This is a genomic window from Kocuria sabuli, from assembly GCF_040981185.1.
Classification (GTDB): Bacteria; Actinomycetota; Actinomycetes; order Actinomycetales; family Micrococcaceae; genus Kocuria; species Kocuria sabuli.
This window is the reverse complement of record NZ_JAVHZE010000002.1, coordinates 140,388-159,081: the sequence shown is the minus strand read 5'-3', so window position 1 is coordinate 159,081 and position 18,694 is coordinate 140,388. Positions and strand designations below refer to the sequence as shown.

Genomic DNA, 18,694 nt, shown 5'->3' with positions numbered 1-18,694 from the left:
ACCCGGTGGCGCCGGGCGTTGCCGGACCCGCTGTCCGTCCCGGCCCGAGTGAGGCGAGCATGACCACCGACATCGAACCCGCCCCGGCGTCCCCCGCCGGCCCGGCCCCGCGGTGGGCCCGGGCCGACGGCGTACAGCTGCTCGGCGCGGCCACCGGCTCCGGCCTGGTGGACCCCACCTACCTGATCAAGCGCGGGGACGGCCAGCTGCTCCAGGTCTCCGAGCTGCTCCACCTGGTGGTGCAGGAGCTCTCCCCGGGCCGGGACCCGCAGGACGTCGCCGAGGACGTCTCCCAGGCCTACGGCCGGCGGCTGACCCCCGAGGGCCTCCAGCAGCTGGTCCGCCGGACGCTGTGCCCGCTGGGTCTCGTCGCGGACACCGGGGCACCGTCCGAGGAGGGGGTCCAGCACCCCCGCGCGAACCCGCTGCTGTCCCTGCGCTTCCGCGGGACCATCCTCCCGGAGCGCCCCGTCAACGTCCTGGCGGGAGCGCTGCGTCCGCTCTTCCACCCGGCGGTCGTGGCCGTGGCCGTGGCCGCCCTCGTGGCGCTCGACGTGGTGCTGCTGATGCGCGGCGGGCTCGTGGACGCCGTGCAGCAGGTGCTGCAGGTCCCGGTGCTGCTGCTGGGCCTGTACGCCCTGCTGACGCTCGGGGCGCTGGTGCACGAGCTGGGCCACGCCACGGCGTGCCGCTACGGGGGCGCCCGCCCCGGCGTGATCGGCTTCGGCATCTACATCGTCTTCCCCGCCTTCTTCACCAACGTCACCGACGCCTACCGGCTGGGCCGGTCCGGCCGGCTGCGCGTGGACCTCGGCGGGCTGTACTTCAACGTCCTGTGCCTGCTCGCCGCCGGCGCGGCCTACCTGATCACCGGTCACGGCCTCCTGCTGCTCGTGGTCGTGATCATGCAGGTCGAGATGGTCCAGCAGCTGATCCCCACGCTGCGCTTCGACGGCTACTACGTGCTGGCCGACCTGGCCGGGGTGCCGGACCTGTTCGCCCGGGTGCGGCCGGTGCTCTCCGGTCTGCTCCCGGGACGGCCCACCCACCCGCTCGTGACCGAGATGAAGCCCGCCGCCCGGTGGATCGTGACCGTCTGGGTGGTCACGGTCGTCCCCACCCTGCTCCTCGCCCTGGTCTGGATCCTGGCCAGCCTTCCGCTCATCCTCGGCACGGCGGCCGACTCCGTGCGGCAGCACGCCGCGCTCGCGTCCCGGGCCTGGCTCGACACCGCTCCGGCGGAGTTCGTCCTGGCGGTGCTGTCCATCGTGCTGCTGGTGCTGCCGCTGCTCGGCCTGACCGTGCTGCTGCACCGGCTGAGCCGGATGCTGCTGCTCCTGGGCCGCAAGCTCGCCGCGCGGTGGCTGCCCGAGCGCACGCCGCCCCGGGCCGTCCCGGCCCGGCCGCCGGCGCAGCAGCGCCCGCCGCGGGGCCGGAAGCCGCCACGGCCGGCCCCGCGGCACCGCACGGTGCCCCTGCCGCCGCGGCTGACGCCACCGCGGCACCGTGTGTGGCCCGCCCCCGCGCTGCCCCTGGAGTGGCCCAGCCGCAACGCCGTGCCCGTTCCCGGCAGGGTCTCGGCGGCGGCGCGGCCGGCCGGCGGCGACCCGGCGTAGGCCGGGCCCTGGCGCATCGGCCGGTCACCCGTGCGGCGAGGTGCCGCGTTCCGGCGGAACGCGGCACCTCGGGAGCCCCCGGCCTAGAAGAAGCCCTGGGCGTCCTCGGAGTAGGAGACCAGCAGGTTCTTGGTCTGCTGGTAGTGGTCCAGCATCATCAGGTGGTTCTCGCGGCCGATGCCGGAGGACTTGTAGCCGCCGAAGGCCGAGTGGGCGGGGTAGTTGTGGTACTGGTTCACCCACACGCGCCCGGCCTGGATGTCCCGGCCCGCGCGGTAGGCGAGGTTGCCGCTGCGGGCCCACACCCCGGCGCCCAGGCCGTAGAGGGTGTCGTTGGCGGTGGTGATCGCGTCGGCGTAGCCGGAGAACCGGGTCACGGACAGCACCGGCCCGAAGATCTCCTCCTGGAAGATGCGCATCGAGTTCTCGCCCTCGAACACCGTGGGGGCGACGTAGAAGCCCTCCGCGAGGTCGCCGTCCAGGACGTTGCGCTCACCGCCCACGAGGACCTTCGCGCCCTCCTGCTTGCCGATGTCGATGTAGGACAGGATCTTCTGCAGCTGGTCGTTGGACGCCTGCGCGCCGACCTGGGTGGTGAGGTCCAGCGGGTTGCCCTGGACCATGCCCTTCACGCGCTCGACGCCGTCGCCCAGCAGCCGGTCGTAGATCCCCTCCTGGATCAGGGCCCGGGAGGGGCAGGTGCAGACCTCGCCCTGGTTGAGGGCGAAGAACGCGAAGCCCTCGAGGGCCTTGTCGTAGAAGGCGTCCTGGGCGGCGGCGACGTCCTCGAAGAAGATGTTGGGGGACTTCCCGCCCAGCTCCAGGGTCACCGGGATGATGTTCTGGGACGCGTACTGCATGATGAGCCGGCCGGTGGTGGTCTCGCCGGTGAACGCGATCTTGCGGATCCGCGGGCTCGAGGCGAGCGGCTTGCCGGCCTCCACGCCGAAGCCGTTGACCACGTTGACCACGCCGGGGGGCAGCAGGTCGCCGATGAGCTCCATGAGCACCATGATCGAGGCCGGGGTCTGCTCGGCGGGCTTGAGGACGACGGCGTTGCCCGCCGCCAGCGCCGGGGCCAGCTTCCACACGCCCATCAGGATCGGGAAGTTCCAGGGAATGATCTGCCCGACCACCCCGAGGGGCTCGTGGAAGTGGTAGGACGTGGTGTTGTCGTCGAGCTGGGAGAGGGTGCCCTCCTGGGCGCGGATCGCCCCGGCGAAGTACCGGAAGTGGTCGACGGCCAGGGCGATGTCCGCGTTGACGCTCTCGCGGACCGGCTTGCCGTTGTCCCAGGTCTCGGCCACGGCGAGCATCTCCAGGTTCTGCTCCATCCGGTCGGCGATGCGGTGCAGCACCAGCGCCCGCTCCGCCACGGGCGTCCTCCCCCAGGCCGGGGCGGCGGCCCAGGCGGCGTCCAGCGCCGCGTCGATGTCCTCGGCGGTGCCGCGGGCCACCTCGGTGAAGGGCTTGCCGTTGACCGGGGAGATGTTCTCGAAGTACCGGCCCTTGACGGGCGGCACCCACTCGCCGCCGATCCAGTGCTCGTAGCGGGGCTTGAAGGTGACCTTCGAGCCCTCGGTGCCCGGCTGCGCGTAGACGGTGGTGAGGGACTGGGTATCAACGGTCATGGTGGCCTGCTCCTTGTGCGGGACGGTGCGGCGGGTGCGGACGGTCCTCCCGCACCCGGTGTGACACCTGTCACGCTACGCCCAGGCGGGTTGCACGGACGTTGCACGCACCCCGGGGCAGCGGCCGGGCCGGCGCCCCGGTCCGCTCGGCGCCCCGGTCCGCTCGGCGGCCCGGGGTCCGGTGGAGCGGCGGCTCAGTCGCGCAGCCGCTCCAGCTCGAGCACCGCCCGGGCGCGGGCGGGGGAGCGGGCCGGCAGGAGGCGCAGCAGCAGGGCCCACGCCTCGGCGTCGTCGGCGGCCTCGGGCAGGGCCAGGTACTGGCGCACGGCATCGGCGGACCCGTCGGTCAGGACGGCCTCGCGCAGCAGCCGGGACAGGCGGTGGCGCAGCACCACGACCTCCGGGGCCTCGGAGTGCGGCAGCAGCGCGCCGGGGTACTCCCGCAGCGCCCGCCGGTGCGAGCCCCTGGCGAGCAGCTCGAGCACCCGCCCCGCGTCCGAGGGCAGGGCGGCGGGGAGCCGGTAGGGGCGGGAGGTGATCGAGGGCCCGCCCCGGGGCTCCAGCAGCCGCCGCAGGCGCAGCACCTCGGCCCGCACCGTGGTCTCCCGGGCACGGCCGGCCCACAGCTGTTCCGAGAGCTCCGCGGTGCTCAGCCCCGACCCGGCGCGGGAGAGCGCCAGCAGGATCTCGGCGTGGCGCTCGGTCAGCTCCAGGGGCTGCCCCGCCAGGACCAGCGCCGGCGGGGCGTCGCCGAGCACGCGCAGCAGGGCGGGCGGCGCGGAGGCGGCCGGTGCGAGGATCCGTGCTGCGGGCGCCCCCGGACGGGGCGGCGGCTCGCGGCGCAGGGCCAGGGCCAGCTCGGCCCGGGCGGCGCGCACCGCGGCACCGATCAGGGCCCGGGTGGCGGGGCCGGCGGCGGCGTCCCCACCGGTGAGGTCCACCGCCCCGAGCAGCTCTCCGGTGACCGGGTGCAGCAGCGGGGCCGCGGTGCACGACCACGGCCGGGCCTCGGGGTAGAAGTGCTGCTCCCGGCGCACGGTGACGGCCCGGCGCAGCACCAGGGCCGTGCCCGGGGCGTTGGTCCCCACGGCGAGCTCGGACCAGTCGGCGCCCTCGACGAAGCCCATGGCCTCCGCGCGCCGCCGGGTCTGCGCGCTGCCCCGGACGCGCAGCAGCACCCCGCAGGGGTCGGTGACCGCCACCACGAGACCCGTGTCCTCGGCCAGGGGGGTGAGCAGCTCGTCCAGCACCGGCAGCAGCGCCCGCAGCGGCGCGCCGGCGTCCCGGAGGTCGGCGCGGTCCAGCACCACGCGCGGGGCGCAGCGCTCGGGTGCGGCCAGGTGGTCCAGCGAGCGCGCCCAGGACATCCGCAGCAGCGGGTCCGGCGTCGGGCCCTCCGCCGCTGCGCCCACGCGCTCCACCCCCGCTCGATGCCGTGACCCAGGTCTCGTGCCGGTGCCCAGCGTAGCCCGGGACGCGTCCACGAAGAACGAGGGGCGGGGAACTGCCGGAATGCGACGGGCACTCCACCAGTTCCCCGCCCCTCGGGCGGGCCGGGCCGGTCAGCGGGCGGTGCCCACCGCGGCCGTCTCGGCCGGTGCCGCGCCGTCGGCCGGGGCCTCGGGCACGAACGGGTCCCCGGTGCGCGGGGCGTCGTAGAGCGCCCGGTCCAGCAGGCCCTCGCGGCGCGCCACGATCGTGGGCACCAGGGCCTGTCCGGCCACGTTGAGCGCGGTGCGGCCCATGTCGACGATCGGGTCCACCGCCAGCAGGAGCCCCACGCCGTCGAGCGGCAGGCCCAGGGTGGACAGGGTCAGGGTGAGCATCACGGTGGCGCCGGTGGTGCCGGCGGTCGCGGCGGAGCCCAGCACGGACACCAGGGCGATCAGCACGTAGTGGGTGACGTCGAGGTCGATCCCGTAGAACTGGGCGACGAACAGGGCGGCGATCGCCGGGTAGACCGCGGCGCAGCCGTCCATCTTCGTGGTGGCGCCCAGCGGCACGGCGAAGGAGGCGTAGGCCCGGGGCACACCGAGGTTGCGCTCGGTGACGCGCTGGGTCAGGGGCATGGTGCCCACCGAGGAGCGGGAGACGAAGCCCAGCTGCACGGCCGGCCACACGCCGGAGAAGTACTGCTTCACGGAGAGCCCGTGCGCCTTGACCAGCACCGGGTAGACCACGAACGCGACGATCAGCAGCCCGGCGTAGACGGTGGCGACGAAGGCCAGCAGCCCGCCCATCGAGGTCCAGCCGTACTCGAACACGGCCCGGCCGATCAGGCCCAGGGTGCCCAGCGGGGCCAGGCGGATGATCCACCAGACGACCTTCTGCACCACGGCCAGCGCGGCGCGGACCACGGCGAGGAAGGGCTCGGCGGGCGCGCCCACCTTCAGGGCGGCGATGCCGACGGCCGCCGAGACCACGAGCACCTGCAGCACGTTGAAGCCGAGGGCCGTCTGGACGGTCTCCGGGTCCACCACGGAGGAGGAGACCTGCAGGCCCAGGAAGTTGGCGGGCACCAGGCCCGTGAGGAAGGCCAGCCAGGACCCCTGGGTCCCCGAGTACTGCTCGGCGGGGGCGGCGGCGCCCGTGCCGGCGCCCGGCTGGACGACGAGGCCCAGGACGAGCCCGACCGTCACCGCGATCAGGGCGGTGATGCCGAACCACAGCAGGGTCTTCCAGGCCAGGCGGGCGGCGTTGGAGACCTCCCGCAGATTGGCGATCGAGGAGATCACCGCGGTCACGATGAGGGGGACCACGGCGGCCTTGAGCAGGTTCACGTAGCTCGTGCCGATGGTGTCCAGGGCGGTCATGAGCCAGTTCGGGTCCGTGTCGGGGTCGCCGCCGAGGGTGTCGGCGAGGGTGCCCAGCACCACGCCCAGGAGGAGGGCGATCACGATCTGCGGCCCGAAGGAGGTCGTCCACCGGGGCAGGCGTCGATTGCTTTCTGCGGAAATCATGTTCCTACGGTACGGCGGCGGACCGTACCACGTCGAGATCCGATGACGCGCAGGTCAGGTGGGGTTCATCACAGGCTCAGGGCGTATGCCAAGGTGTCCAGGCCCACCGAGCCGAGCCGGAGGGCCCGCGAGTGGAAGTCCTTGAGCCGGAAGCCGGGGCCGGCGGCGGTGCGGGCGCTGTCCCGCGCCTGCTCCCACAGCTGCTGGCCGACCTTGTAGGACGGCGCCTGGCCGGGCCAGCCCATGTAGCGCAGCCACTCGAAGCGCAGCATGGGGTCCTGCATCACGATGTTCGAGCGCAGGAACCGCCAGCCGTCCTCGGGCGTCCACACCTCACCGGGGCGGGCCCCGCCGAGGGCGTCGCCGAGCTCCCGGGGGATCCGGTACCCGCAGTGGAAGCCGACGTCGAAGACCACCCGCGCCGCCCGCAGCCGCTGGGCGTCGAGCATCCCCATCCGGGCCCCGGGGTCCTGGAGGTGGCCCAGCTCGTCCATGAGCCGTTCGGCGTACAGGGCCCACCCCTCACCGTGCCCGGAGACCCAAACGCCCATGCGCCGCCACCGGTTGAGCTCCCCGGAGTTGGCGAGCGCCGTCGAGAACTGCAGGTGGTGTCCCGGGACGCCCTCGTGGTACACGGTCGTGGTCTCCTCCCACGTGGTGAAGGTCCTCGTGCCCTCGGGGACGGACCACCACATGCGCCCGGGGCGGGAGAAGTCCGCGCTGGGCATCGAGTACCAGATGCCGCCGTCGTGGGTGGGCGCGATCCGGCACTCCAGCCGGCGCATCGGCTCCGTCAGCTCGAAGTGGGTCCCTGCGAGCGCGTCCACGGCGGCGTCGGAGAGCTCCTGCATCCAGGCCTGCAGGGCGTCGGTGCCGTGCAGCTGCCGGGCCGGGTCGGCGTCGAGGGCCGCCATGGCCTGGGCCACCGTGGCCCCGGGGGCGATCCGCCCGGCGAGGACCTCCTGCTCCGTCACGACCGCCCGCAGCTGCTCCACGCCCCACGCGTAGACCGCGGCCGGGTCCAGGACCGCGCCCAGGAACTCCTGCAGGCGCAGCGCGTACACGTCCGGGCCCACCGCGTCCGAGCGCGGGGCGTCCGCGGCGAGCTCCTCGCCCAGCACCCGGGCGAGGTCGAGGTAGGCGCGCCGCGCCGCCGCGGACGCCTCCCCGACCTCCCGGCGCAGCCCCTCGGGGACGCGCGGGCCGCGGGCCAGCCGGGCGAAGAAGCCGTGCTCCGCCGCGTAGCCGCCGCACTGGCGGGCGGCGCTGCGCAGCTGCACCACGGAGGCGCAGCGGCCCCGGGCCCGGGCGTACCGCAGGCCCCGCACGTAGGAGTCCACGGCCCCCGGCACGCTGCGCAGCCGCCCGGCGATCTGTGCCCAGTCCTCGGGGGTGTGCCGGGGCAGGTCGTCGAACACGTCCCGGATCTCCTGGACCGGGCAGGAGATGTTGTTGACCTCCCAGCCCCGCAGCCCCTCCTCGTGCAGGCACAGGTCCAGGCCCAGCCGCTCGCGCAGCGCGTGCGCGGTGATCCGGTCCACGTCGTCCACGGGGGCCACGCCGGTGAGCTCGGCCAGCGACGCGCGCACGGCCTCGGCGCGGGCCTCCAGGCCCTCGGGGCCGAAGTCGCGGTACTCGGTCCCGCTGCCGCGGAAGCCGTGCACGGTGGCCTGGGCCGGGTCCAGCTCCATGGCCCGCCGGAACCAGCGCTCGGCCACGGCGTCCACGGCCGTGGACTCGCGGAGCCCGGTGCCGAGCGGCGGCAGGGGGGCCGGTCCGGATCCGGCGGCGGACGTGGCGTCGGGCCGTGGTGTGCTCATGCACGCCACAGTAGCGCCGGGCGCCGACCGGACCGGGCGCCCCGGCGGCCGCCGCGGTGCCGGGCTCGCCGATCCGGGCTCACTCCTCCCGGCTCACCCCGCCGGGCTCACTCCTCCGGCTTGGAGCGCCGCCACGCGCCGCGGCCGGGGCGCAGGCGCAGACCCAGCCGCATCCGGCGGAACTGGTCCCGCCGGCCCGGGCCGCCCCTGCCGGAGGCGTCGCCCTCCTCGGCACGGGCGAGCAGGACCGCCGTGACGGCGGCGACCTCCTCCGGGGTCGGGCTGCCGGCCACGAAGCGCAGCGCCGGGGCGCCCTCGACGGGCTCGGGGGCGCTCACAGCGGGATGTTCCCGTGCTTCTTGGCGGGCATCGTGGCGCGCTTGTCGCGCAGCGCCCGCAGGGCCTTGAGCACCTGGACCCGGGTCTCGGAGGGGGAGATCACCGCGTCCACGTAGCCGAGCTCGGCGGCCTGGTACGGGTTGAGCAGGCTCTCCTCGTACTTCTGCACGAGCTCGGCGCGCAGGGCCTCGACGTCCTCGCCGCCGTCCGCCGCGGCCTTGAGGTCCCGGCGGTAGAGGATCTCCACGGCGCCCTGGGCGCCCATCACGCCGATCTGGGCGGTGGGCCAGGCGAGGTTGACGTCCGCGCCGAGCTTCTTGGAGCCCATCACGATGTACGCCCCGCCGTAGGCCTTGCGGGTGATCAGGGTGACCAGCGGGACGGTCGCCTCGGCGTAGGCGTAGAGCAGCTTCGCCCCGCGCCGGATGATGCCGTTGAACTCCTGGTCGGTGCCGGGCAGGAAGCCGGGCACGTCCACCAGGGTGAGGATCGGGACGTTGAACGCGTCGCAGTGGCGCACGAACCGGGCGGCCTTCTCGGAGGCGGCGATGTCGAGCGTGCCGGCGTACTGCATGGGCTGGTTGGCCACGATCCCCACGGTGTGCCCCTCGATCCGGGCGTAGCCGATCATCACGTTGGGGGCGTAGAGCGCCTGCATCTCCAGGAAGTGCCCGTCGTCGACGACGGCCTCGATCACCGCGCGCATGTCGTAGGGCTGGTTGGCGGAGTCAGGCACCAGCGTGTCCAGGGCGGCGTCGAGGTCCGTGACCTCGTCCTCCTGGTCGTGGTCCAGCAGCGGCGCCTCCTGCAGGTTGTTGGCCGGGAGGAACTCCAGCAGCTCGTGCACGAAGTCGAAGGCGTCCTGCTCGTCCTCGGCGAGATAGGTGGCCGTGCCCGTGGTCGCGTTGTGCTGGCGCGCCCCGCCGAGGGTCTCCATGTCCACCGACTCGCCCGTGACCGTCCGGATGACGTCGGGGCCGGTGATGAACATGTGCGAGGTCTTGTCCACCATCACGATGAAGTCGGTCAGGGCGGGGGAGTAGGCCGCCCCGCCCGCGCACGGGCCCATGATCAGCGAGATCTGCGGGACCACCCCGGAGGAGCGGACGTTCATGTTGAAAATGTCGGCGAACATGGCCAGGGAGGCCACGCCCTCCTGGATCCGGGCCCCGCCGCCGTCGTTGATCCCGACGACCGGGCAGCCGTTGCGCAGCGCGAACTTCTGCACCTTGACGATCTTCTCGCCGTTGACCTGGGACAGGGAGCCGCCGAAGACCGCGAAGTCCTGGGAGTAGACGGCCACCAGGCGCCCGTCCACCGTGCCGTACCCGCTGACGACGCCGTCCCCGGGCAGCTTCTTGGACTCCATGCCGAAGGCGGTCGAGCGGTGGGTGGCCAGGGCGTCGAACTCCACGAACGAGCCCTCGTCCAGGAGCAGCTCGACGCGCTCGCGGGCCGTGTTCTTGCCGCGGGCGTGCTGCTTGTCGATCGCCGCCCGGCCCGCAGGGGCCTCGGAGCGGGCCCGGCGGTCGTGGAAGTCGGCGATCTTGCCGGCGGTGGTCGTCAGGTCGTGGGTCATGGCACCTCGTGGTCTGGTACGCGGCCGTGCCTGCCGGGTGCGGTGGCCCGGTCCGGGGCGGCCAGGGGTCCTGCTCACTCTAGTCCGCGCGCGCGGCACCCCCCGTTGTAGAAGTCCTACAAAAACGGCGCGGGGGGCGCCGCGCGGCGCTCAGCCGACGCGGCCCAGGACCACCTTCCAGGGCCGGACGGTCCGCTCGGTGACCACGCCGTGGCGCACCAGCGGGTCCTCGTCGGTGAGCCGCTCGACCTCGCCCGCGTCCTCGGCGGTGAAGACCAGCAGCGCCCCGGCCGGGCCGTCGTCGCCGTACGGCCCGGAGGCCAGCAGGTGGCCCTGCGCCACGAGCCCGCCCAGGTACTCGCGGTGCTCGGGCCGGCGCGCGGCCAGGACGTCGGCCGGGCCGCCGTAGACGTAGGTGACGGCGAACGTCGTGCGGTTCTCGGCTGCGCTCACGATGGCTCCTGTGGGTCGTGCCGCGCTCCGCCGCCCGGCCGGGCGGCGGTGCACCCGGGCGGTTCCCGGGGAGCGCGGCTATTACTGTGGACGTCATCCGACACTACGCGGACGGTGCCCGGGCGCACAGCACCGGCCGTCCGGCGCCGCCGGAGACCACCGACCCGAGGAGAACCGTGCCCGACCCCCGCGCCGCCGACCTGCGCGCCCCCGCCGTGCTCGCCGCCCTGCAGGAGCTGGGCACGGGGCGGATCGAGGTGCTCGACGAGGTCGGCTCCACCAACGAGCACCTGACGGCCGCCGTCACCCGGCAGGCGCGCGGCACGGAGCCGGCCCGGCCGTGGACGGACCTGTCCCTCGTGCTGACCGGCCACCAGAGCGCCGGGCGCGGCCGGCTGGACCGGGTGTGGACCACCGAGCCCGGCACCGCCCTGACCTTCAGCGTCCTGCTGCGCCCGGCCGACGGGCGCGGCCGGGCGGTGCCCACCCAGTACTTCCCGTGGCTCACGCTGCTGATGGCCGCCGCCGTGGTCGAGGCCCTCGACCGCCTGGCGGGCGCGGGGGCGCGGATCAAGTGGCCCAACGACGTGCTCGTCGACGGGCGCAAGCTCGCGGGCCTGCTCGCGGGCCTGGTCCTGGACCCGGACCGGCCGCCCGCCGTGGTCCTGGGCACGGGGATCAACGTGTCCCAGGACGAGCTGCCCGTGGCCACGGCCACGTCCGTGCGCCGGGCCACCGGCCACGACGTCGGGCGCTCGGACGTCCTCGTGGCCGTGCTGGGCGCCTTCGTGCCCCTCTACCGGCAGCTCTGCGCCGATCCGGCCGCCGCCACGGGACCCGGCGGGCCGCTGCGCCGCCTGGTCGCCGAGCGCACGGAGACCCTCGGGCGCTCCGTGCGCGCCGAGCTGCCCGGCGGCCACGACCCCGTCACCGGCACGGCAGTGGGGCTCGGTCCGCACGGCGGCCTGCTCCTGCGCGACGGCGCCGGCGCGGAGCACGAGGTGACGGCCGGGGACGTCGTGCACCTGCGACCGGCCCCGGGCGCCCCCGGGAGGGCCTGAGCGTGCCCGCCCGGCCCGTCCTGCAGCCCGGCGAGCGGGTGCTCGTCGCCACGCGGGCGCACGGCGTGCGGCTGCTGCGCCCCTTCCTCGTGCTGCTGCTCACCGTCTTCGCGCTCTCGCTGGCCCAGCGGGCGCTCGAGCTGCGCTGGCGTCCCGTGGCGGAGCCGTGGACCACGGTGCACGCCGGACTGGACCTCGCCCTGCTCGTGGTGGCCGGCTGGGTGGTGCTGCGCAGCTGCCTGCGCCCCCTGCTGCGCTGGTGGCGCACCCGCTACGTGCTCACCACCCGCCACCTCGTCCTCCAGCGGCCCGGCGGGGGCCGGCAGGACGTGGCGCTGCCGCTGGAGCGGCTGCACCGGGTCGGCGTCGAGCGGGCCCGGGGCCCGTCCCTGGGCCGGCGCGACGGGCGGGTGGTGGCCGACTTCGGGCCCCTCGGCGGGCTGCGGCTGGAGCACGCCCCGGAGGCGCACCGGCTGGCCGAGCTGGTCCGGCGGGCCGCCGACGAGCGGCGCGCGGGCGGGCCCGGATCCGCCGGGGATGCGCGTGAGCGGCGTCCCACTAGAGTGGAGCCGGACGCGGTCGTGGCACCACGCCCGGACCCGTCCGCCCCCTCGCGCCGACCGTGGGGGCGGCGGACCGTCCCCCAGGAACAGGAGTGACGCGTGGCCAGTGAGGACCCGGAGCGCCGGGGCGAGCCGGCGCTCGGCCCCCAGACGGAGCAGCTGAACCTGAACCTGCACAACCCCGTGCAGGCGAACCTCTACCGCTCGGACGAGTCGAAGGCGGCCGTGCAGGCCCTGGAGCGGACCCTCCTGGGCTCGGAGCGCGGCCTGCGCCGCCGCGAGGCCGCACGCCGCGGCGGGCTGTCCCTGCTGTCCTCGCGGAAGGTGTGGCGGGCGCTGGGCTTCCCGAACCTCACCGACGACGACGTCTGGTTCACCGAGCAGGACTCCGAGGCCCTGCGGGTGCTCTCCACCATGGTCCTCGAGGAGAAGGTCACCGAGGAGGCGGCGCTGTCCCTGGTCCGGTCGATCGGGCAGATGACGGACCGCATGGTCGTGTGGCAGGTCGAGGCCCTCGTCGAGGACATGGTCGTGCACGGCGGCATGACCGACGCCGCCGCCCGCCGGCAGCTGCTGCACCTGCTCCCGGACCTCATCGACGCCATCGAGAAGCTGCTCGTCTACTCGTGGCGGCGCCAGATGAACGCCGCCGTGCAGCGGCTGGCGATGCGCGTGGAGCGCCCGGACGGCTCCACCGCCACCGGCCCGACCGACGAGGACGGGGCGTCGTCCATCCTCCCGCTCGCGCGCGGGGTGGGCTTCGCCGACCTCGTCTCCTACACCTCCCTGTCCCGGCAGATGAACGAGCGCACCCTGGCCAACCTCGTGCAGCGCTTCGAGCAGCGCTGCGCCGAGGTGATCGCGGTGGGCGGCGGCCGGCTCATCAAGACCATCGGGGACGAGGTCATGTTCCTCGCCGAGTCCCCGCAGGGCGGGGCCCAGATCTCCCTGGCCCTGTCCCGTGCCATCCGCGACGACCCCGAGCTCCCGCAGGCCCGGGTGGCCTTCGTGTGGGGGCGGGTGCTGCCGCGGATGGGCGACATCTACGGTCCCACGGTGAACCTGGCCTCCCGGCTCGTGGCGCTCACCGACCCGGGCTCCGTGCTCCTGGACGCCTCGACCGCCGCCGTGCTCTCCGGCGACGACCGGTTCATCCTGCTCCCGCAGGCCACGCGCAACGTGCGGGGCTTCGGCGACGTCCAGCCCGTCGCGCTCTCCCAGGGCGTCGGTCCCGGGCTGGAGGTCGACTTCGAATGAGCGCACCTCTCGTCATCCGGGCCGGAGCGGCCACCGACCGCGGCCTGCGCCGGGAGTCCAACGAGGACGCCCTGGTGGTCACCGCCACGATGTGCGCCGTGGCGGACGGGATGGGCGGGCACGAGGCCGGTGAGGTCGCCAGCGCCCTGTGCGTGCGCACGCTCGGCGCGTCCCCGCTGTTCCGGCTCGAGGACTTCAGCGACTTCGAGGTCCAGGAGCCGGAGCCGCCCCTGGACATCCTGCGCTTCCGGGCCACCGTGGAGCGGGAGCTGCGGCTGGACCCGGAGATCCCCAACGAGGCGATCGAGGCGGTCCGGCGCGTGCGCTCGGTGCTGTGGCAGGCGGACCAGCACATCCAGCAGGCCTGCGAGGGCCGGGCGGGGACCACGGTCACCGGGGTGTGGCTGGCGCAGGTCGACGGGCGCATGCTGTGGCTCGTCTTCAACACGGGCGACTCCCGGACCTACCGCCTCGTGGCGCCCGGGGCGGGCCCGGACGGCGCCCCGGCCCTCGAGCAGCTCACCGTGGACCACTCCGAGGTGCAGTACCTCGTCTCGATCGGCCAGCTCACCTCCGCGCAGGCGCTGGTGCACCCGCGGCGCAACGTGATCACCCGGGCCCTGGGCACCGGCCAGGTGTGGGAACCGGACGTGTGGGTGCTGCCCGCCCGGCCCGGGGAGCGGCTGATGCTGTGCTCGGACGGGCTGACCAACGAGCTCAGTCCCGCCCACATGGCCCGGGTGCTGAGCTCGGTGCCGCACCCCAGGGAGGCCGCCGACGTCCTCCTGCAGGCCGCCCTGCGCACCGGCGGACGGGACAACGTCACGGTGATCGTCGCCGACGCCGTGACGCCGGAGGAGTACGCCGCCGGCGTCTGAGCGGTGACCGGGGGCGTGGCCGGGCCGGGGGCACCCGCTCCGGCGGCGGTGTCCCCCGCAGCGGGTACGACATCCCCCCAAATGGGGCGATCATGAACCGTCACAACGGGTCATCCGCCCGGTCGTCGTACCTACCTTGGGGAACATGGTTGTGTCGCGCCGTTCCCTGCTCCGCTCCGGGGCGCTGCTGGCGGTCTCCGGGGCCCTCGGCAGCACGCTCGTCCCGCCCGTGCCGCAGGGCCCCGGGTTCGTGCTGTGGGGCTCGTCCTCCGCCGCGGGCGGCCTGCACCGCGAGCGCCCGCCCGGTCACGCCGCGGTGCGCGTCCACACCCTCCTCGCGCGACTCCTGGGCGCACCCGGCACCTGCCGGGCCGTCGGCGGCGACGAGTCGTGGCAGACGCTGGCGATGCGCAGCCACGACCACCCGTACCGGCCGGACCTGGGCTCGAGGGGCTGGCGGCTGCCGGCCGCGGGGCAGGTGATCGTCCCCACCGTCGACGGGCGCGTGCCGAGTGAATGGATCGCCCTGCCGGGCACCGTCTCCGGGGTCGCCTGCTCGATCCGGGCGGTGGCGGACCGGGCGGGCACGGTGGTCCTCCGCCGGGACGTCCCCGGACCCGAGGTCGAGGTCGGGCCCGGGCCGGCGAGCTGGTGGCACACCGGCCTGGAGGGCCGCCACCGCGGGCAGGCCCATCTCTTCTGGACGGGCAAGAACAACATCGAGGACCCCGGCGGGGTGCTCGCCGACACCCGGGCGGCCTGGGGGGTGGAGCCGGCCCGGTCGGTGGTGATGGGCCACTGGCACACCTACCGAGACCGCCGCGGCACCGCCGGCTGGGAGCAGGTGCGCGCCGTCAACGCCGCCTACCGCGCGGAGTACGGGCCGGCCTACCACGACACGATGGAGGACCTGCGCGACCCGCGGCTGTGGGCCCTGCCCGCGCTGCGGCCCCACCGGATCGGCACCTCCGCGGAGGACCGGCGGTGGCTGGCCCTCGGCCTGCCGCCGCGCTCGGTGGTCGGCAGCGACCGCAAGCACCTCAACGCCCTGGGCAACACGATCGTGGCCCACGGGCTGCACCGGTACCTCACCGGCCCGGCCGGGCTGTTCCGAGCCGTCCCCGCCGGTGACCCCTTGTCCGCGGGCGCCGCGGGGAGTAACCTACAACCAAATGGTTGTAGGAAATGAGCTGACGAACGACGAGGTCGACCGCATCTTCCGGGCGCTCGCGGACGCCACCCGGCGGGACATCGTGACGCGGGTGCTGCGGCAGGAGCAGTCGGTCTCCGCACTGGCGGGCCACTACGCGATGAGCTTCGCGGCGGTGCAGAAGCACGTGGCGGTGCTCGAACGGGCCTCGCTGGTCACCAAGCAGCGGCGCGGGCGCGAACAGGTGGTGCACGCCGAGCCGGGCACGCTCCACCGGGCGGCCCGGCTGCTGGAGTCCTACGAGGAGCTCTGGCACGGGCGCGCCCGCCGCATCGACGACCTCCTCGCCGAGGAGGTGCCCCCCGGGGGCCGGGGGGCGGAGTAGGAAGGAACCAGGACATGCCGGTCATCGATGTGCAGAGGGACGTGGAGGCGCTGAGCCTCACCTTCGTCGCCGAGTTCGACGCGAGCCTCGAACGGGTCTGGCAGGTGTGGGAGGACCCGCGCCGGCTCGAGCGCTGGTGGGGGCCGCCCGAGTGGCCCGCCACCTTCGAGCAGCACGAGCTCAGGCCGGGCGGGCGGTGCCGCTACCACATGACCGGTCCCGGCGGCGAGAAGGCCCGTGGCTGGTGGGCGGTCACCGCCGTGGACGCCCCGCACCGCCTCGAGTTCGACGACGGCTTCGCCGACGAGCGCGGCGAGGCCGACCCGGCCATGGGCACCACCCACGCGGTCGTCACGCTCGAGGACGTCGGCGGCCGCACCCGCATGACCACGCACTCCACCTTCGAGAGCGCCGAGCAGCTGGAGCAGATGCTGGCCATGGGCATGGAGGAGGGCATGCGCCAGGCCATGGGCCAGATCGACGACCTCCTCGCCGGATCGGACCGGACCGGGGGCGCCGCCGCCGCGCACTGAGCGCCGCCCGCCCGGCCGTGCGGCACGACGACGCCGCCCCGGAGCCCCCGGGGCGGCGTCGTGGCCGTGGGCCCGGCGTCAGGCCTGCTGCGCCTCCGCCGCGGCGGGCGGAACCGGGCCGGCGGCCGGGTCCCCGGGCTGCTGCCCCGTGACCTGCCCGGTGACCTGCCCGGCCGGCGGGTCACCGGCGGCCCCGGTGCTCGCGGCCCGTCTCGCCGCCAGCTTCCGCGGCTTGAGCTCGAGCCGGCGCTCGTGCTTGCGCTCGGCCCGCCGCTCCGCCTGCTTCTCCGCCCGGCGCTCCTTCCTCCGCTCGTCCGTCGCCTCGTCGGCGGCCTTCTCGCCCGGGGCGCCGGCGGCGGTGGTCGCGGCCTCCGTGCGCGGCGCCCGCTCCTTGACGGGCGCGCTGCCCGAGGCGCGCAGCCGGCGGTAGTGCTCGGCGGCCTCCTCCTGGCGCTGCGCCTCGATCCCCGTGGCGATCTCGGCCCGCAGGTGCTCCGGAGCGAGCTCGAACGCCTCGACGAGATCGAGCGCGTACGGGCGCAGCCGGGCCAGCAGCCGGTCGATGTACTCGTCGAGGCTGCGCCCGCGCCGCATGGACAGCCGGCCGTAGGAGAGGTACCACGCGAGGTTCTTCTCGATCAGCCGCAGCCCGAACACGTCGCGCAGCCAGGTCAGCACCGTGCGGGTGCCCGGGTCCTCGACCTGGGCCAGGCCCCGGGTGAAGGCCTCCCACTGCAGCAGCTCCGCGTGGGCGCGGGCCGTGGCGATGATCCGGTGCTGGTTCCGGTTGAACAGCGCCGCGGCCTCCGCGCGGGGCAGCTTGGCGCTGGGCCGCAGGTTCTCCGCGATCTCCGCGACCATGGTCTCCACCCGGTCCGTCAGCAGCGCGTGCTGGGCGGACTCGTCCCGCAGGGCGTTGACGGAGCGGCGCACGTCCCCGGTGTCGCGGAACGCCTGCCCCAGCTTGCGCAGCCCCGAGCGATGGTAGGTCGCCTCGGTGGCCCGGCCCGCCACGTAGCGGGCCATCACCCCCATGTCCACCTGCTTGAACTCGTCCGCCCAGTCGGAGAGCAGCCGCTTGGCCACGAGCTGCAGCAGCACCGTGTTGTCGCCCTCGAACGTCGCGTAGATGTCGAGGTCGTGCCGCAGGGAGGTCAGCCGGTTCTTCGTCAGGAAGCCCGCGCCGCCGCAGGCCTCGCGGCACTCCTGCACGGTCTCGAGGGCGCTCCACGTGGACAGCGCCTTAAGCGCCGCGGCGAGGGTCTCGAGGTCCTGGCGGTTCTCGTCGGTGTCCTCGCGGCCGGAGAAGACGCCGTCGTACTTGTCCAGCAGCTCCTGGTGGGCGAAGTGCATGGCGTACGTCTCGGCGAGCCGGGGCAGCAGCCGGCGCTGGTGCTGCTGGTAGTCCAGCAGCACCTCCTCCTGGACGTCCGAGGACGCGTTGAACTGGCGCCGCTCGATGCCGTAGCGGATCGCGATGGTCAGCGCGGCCTTGTTCGCCAGCACCGCCGCGCCGTCCAGGGAGACCCGGCCCTGCACGAGGGTGCCGATCATCGTGAAGAACCGGCGGCCCGGGCTCGCGATCGGCGAGCTGTAGGAGCCGTCGGCGGCCACGTGGCCGTACTTGTCGAGCAGGTGCGTGCGCGGGACGCGGACCCGGGTGAAGTGCAGCCGGCCGTTGTCGATGCCGTTGAGCCCGCCCTTGTGGCCGTCGTCCTCGCCGCCGACGCCCGGCAGGAAGCGGCCGTCCTCGTCGCGGATGTCCACGTAGAAGGCGTGCACCCCGTGGTTGACGCCGAGCGTCACCAGCTGCGCGAAGACCACGGCGGCGCGCCCGTGCAGGGCGGCGTTGCCGAGGTAGTCCTTCCACGCGGCCTTGAAGGGGGTGTGGATCTCGAACTGCTCGGTGGCCGGGTCGTAGGTGGCCGTGGTGCCGATCGAGGCGACGTCGGAGCCGTGGCCGATCTCGGTCATCGCGAACACGCCTGGGGTCCGCAGGTCACGGATGTCCGGGAGCCACCGGCGGTGGTGCTCCTCGGTGCCGAGGTTGAGCACGGCGGAGCCGAACAGGCCCCACTGCACCCCGGCCTTGATCTGCATCGACGGGTCGCCGAGCAGCAGCTCCTCGAAGTTGGAGACGTTGCCGCCGGGGTCGTCGTGCCCGCCGTACTCCTTCGGCAGGCCCCGGCTCATGGCCCCGTGCTCGACCAGCAGGTGCAGCTGGCCCAGCACGCGCTCGCGGTGCTCGTGGTGGGTGAGGCCCGGCCGGTCGTGCAGCCGCTCGTCGAGCAGCATCCGGCGGGTCTGCCGCCGGACCTCGGCCCAGCGCCCGAGCAGCACCTCGCCCAGCGCGGCGACGTCGACGGCGGGCGCCGTGAGGTCGGTGGTGTCCGCGGTGGCGCGGACGGGTCGGTCGACGGTGGTGGTCATGCTCGCTCCTGTCGTGGGTGACCGGCGGTGGCCGGTGCG

At 74.6% G+C, this 18,694-nt stretch carries 16 protein-coding genes; 8 read left to right on the top strand and 8 right to left on the bottom strand.

Features of this window, described 5'->3' with window-relative positions; genetic code table 11:
* Positions 1 to 59 precede the first annotated feature (59 nt).
* On the top strand, positions 60 to 1,616 hold the full coding sequence (locus tag RE027_RS02985) for a hypothetical protein (protein WP_368806750.1): 1,557 nt from the start codon (positions 60 to 62) through the stop codon (positions 1,614 to 1,616).
* A gap of 83 nt (positions 1,617 to 1,699) precedes the next feature.
* Here the strand turns inward: RE027_RS02985 and exaC are convergent, their stop codons facing one another.
* The 7 genes from exaC to RE027_RS02950 all read right to left on the bottom strand — a co-directional run bounded on the left by exaC (position 1,700) and on the right by RE027_RS02950 (position 10,398).
* On the bottom strand, positions 1,700 to 3,247 hold the full coding sequence (gene exaC, locus RE027_RS02980; RefSeq protein WP_368806749.1) for an acetaldehyde dehydrogenase ExaC: 1,548 nt from the start codon (positions 3,245 to 3,247) through the stop codon (positions 1,700 to 1,702).
* Between the two features lie 194 nt (positions 3,248 to 3,441).
* Positions 3,442 to 4,659: a sigma-54-dependent transcriptional regulator family protein gene (locus tag RE027_RS02975; RefSeq protein WP_368806748.1), complete on the bottom strand. Its 1,218-nt coding sequence runs from the start codon at positions 4,657 to 4,659 to the stop codon at positions 3,442 to 3,444.
* A 150-nt stretch (positions 4,660 to 4,809) separates the two neighbouring features.
* Positions 4,810 to 6,207 (bottom strand): dicarboxylate/amino acid:cation symporter, encoded by a 1,398-nt coding sequence (locus RE027_RS02970; RefSeq protein ID WP_368806747.1) that lies wholly within the window; start codon positions 6,205 to 6,207, stop codon positions 4,810 to 4,812.
* Between the two features lie 68 nt (positions 6,208 to 6,275).
* The gene (locus tag RE027_RS02965; RefSeq protein WP_368806746.1) at positions 6,276 to 8,027 is read right to left on the bottom strand and encodes a DUF885 domain-containing protein; all 1,752 of its coding nucleotides are present in this window, start codon (positions 8,025 to 8,027) and stop codon (positions 6,276 to 6,278) included.
* A gap of 107 nt (positions 8,028 to 8,134) precedes the next feature.
* Positions 8,135 to 8,365, bottom strand: a complete 231-nt coding sequence (locus tag RE027_RS02960; protein ID WP_368806745.1) for an acyl-CoA carboxylase subunit epsilon — start codon at positions 8,363 to 8,365, stop codon at positions 8,135 to 8,137.
* Positions 8,362 to 9,945, bottom strand: coding sequence for an acyl-CoA carboxylase subunit beta (locus tag RE027_RS02955; protein ID WP_368806744.1), 1,584 nt, complete (start codon positions 9,943 to 9,945; stop codon positions 8,362 to 8,364). Before RE027_RS02955 ends, RE027_RS02960 begins: the two co-directional genes overlap by 4 nt.
* Before the next feature lie 150 nt (positions 9,946 to 10,095).
* Entirely contained in the window at positions 10,096 to 10,398 is a 303-nt protein-coding gene (locus RE027_RS02950; protein WP_368806743.1) for a YciI family protein, read from the bottom strand.
* A gap of 176 nt (positions 10,399 to 10,574) precedes the next feature.
* Between RE027_RS02950 and RE027_RS02945 the strand changes: the two genes are divergently transcribed.
* The 7 genes from RE027_RS02945 (at position 10,575) to RE027_RS02915 (ending at position 16,225) form a co-directional block, all read left to right on the top strand.
* Positions 10,575 to 11,459: a biotin--[acetyl-CoA-carboxylase] ligase gene (locus tag RE027_RS02945; protein ID WP_368806742.1), complete on the top strand. Its 885-nt coding sequence runs from the start codon at positions 10,575 to 10,577 to the stop codon at positions 11,457 to 11,459.
* Between the two features lie 2 nt (positions 11,460 to 11,461).
* Entirely contained in the window at positions 11,462 to 12,118 is a 657-nt protein-coding gene (locus RE027_RS02940; protein WP_368806741.1) for a PH domain-containing protein, read from the top strand.
* Between the two features lie 3 nt (positions 12,119 to 12,121).
* On the top strand, positions 12,122 to 13,279 hold the full coding sequence (locus tag RE027_RS02935) for an adenylate/guanylate cyclase domain-containing protein (protein WP_368806740.1): 1,158 nt from the start codon (positions 12,122 to 12,124) through the stop codon (positions 13,277 to 13,279).
* Entirely contained in the window at positions 13,276 to 14,157 is an 882-nt protein-coding gene (locus RE027_RS02930) for a PP2C family protein-serine/threonine phosphatase (protein ID WP_368806739.1), read from the top strand. Before RE027_RS02935 ends, RE027_RS02930 begins: the two co-directional genes overlap by 4 nt.
* A gap of 145 nt (positions 14,158 to 14,302) precedes the next feature.
* Positions 14,303 to 15,346, top strand: a complete 1,044-nt coding sequence (locus tag RE027_RS02925; protein ID WP_368806738.1) for a hypothetical protein — start codon at positions 14,303 to 14,305, stop codon at positions 15,344 to 15,346.
* Positions 15,330 to 15,692 (top strand): ArsR/SmtB family transcription factor, encoded by a 363-nt coding sequence (locus RE027_RS02920; RefSeq protein WP_368806737.1) that lies wholly within the window; start codon positions 15,330 to 15,332, stop codon positions 15,690 to 15,692. Before RE027_RS02925 ends, RE027_RS02920 begins: the two co-directional genes overlap by 17 nt.
* Before the next feature lie 14 nt (positions 15,693 to 15,706).
* Positions 15,707 to 16,225, top strand: a complete 519-nt coding sequence (locus tag RE027_RS02915; RefSeq protein WP_368806736.1) for an SRPBCC family protein — start codon at positions 15,707 to 15,709, stop codon at positions 16,223 to 16,225.
* Between the two features lie 78 nt (positions 16,226 to 16,303).
* Here the strand turns inward: RE027_RS02915 and RE027_RS02910 are convergent, their stop codons facing one another.
* A complete protein-coding gene (locus tag RE027_RS02910) occupies positions 16,304 to 18,655 on the bottom strand; it encodes an acyl-CoA dehydrogenase family protein (RefSeq protein ID WP_368806735.1) in 2,352 nt (783 codons plus the stop codon).
* Between the last annotated feature and the right edge of the window lie 39 nt (positions 18,656 to 18,694).

Excerpts from the sequence above, each read along its gene's own strand:
- RE027_RS02985 (WP_368806750.1), top strand. The coding sequence starts at position 60 with ATGACCACCGACATCGAACCCGCCCCGGCGTCCCCCGCCGGCCCGGCC.
- RE027_RS02920 (WP_368806737.1), top strand. The coding sequence starts at position 15,330 with ATGGTTGTAGGAAATGAGCTGACGAACGACGAGGTCGACCGCATCTTC.
- RE027_RS02915 (WP_368806736.1), top strand. The coding sequence starts at position 15,707 with ATGCCGGTCATCGATGTGCAGAGGGACGTGGAGGCGCTGAGCCTCACC.
- RE027_RS02910 (WP_368806735.1), bottom strand. The coding sequence starts at position 18,655 with ATGACCACCACCGTCGACCGACCCGTCCGCGCCACCGCGGACACCACC.
- RE027_RS02930 (WP_368806739.1), top strand. The coding sequence starts at position 13,276 with ATGAGCGCACCTCTCGTCATCCGGGCCGGAGCGGCCACCGACCGCGGC.
- exaC (WP_368806749.1), bottom strand. The coding sequence starts at position 3,247 with ATGACCGTTGATACCCAGTCCCTCACCACCGTCTACGCGCAGCCGGGC.
- RE027_RS02965 (WP_368806746.1), bottom strand. The coding sequence starts at position 8,027 with ATGAGCACACCACGGCCCGACGCCACGTCCGCCGCCGGATCCGGACCG.
- RE027_RS02925 (WP_368806738.1), top strand. The coding sequence starts at position 14,303 with ATGGTTGTGTCGCGCCGTTCCCTGCTCCGCTCCGGGGCGCTGCTGGCG.
- RE027_RS02955 (WP_368806744.1), bottom strand. The coding sequence starts at position 9,945 with ATGACCCACGACCTGACGACCACCGCCGGCAAGATCGCCGACTTCCAC.
- RE027_RS02970 (WP_368806747.1), bottom strand. The coding sequence starts at position 6,207 with ATGATTTCCGCAGAAAGCAATCGACGCCTGCCCCGGTGGACGACCTCC.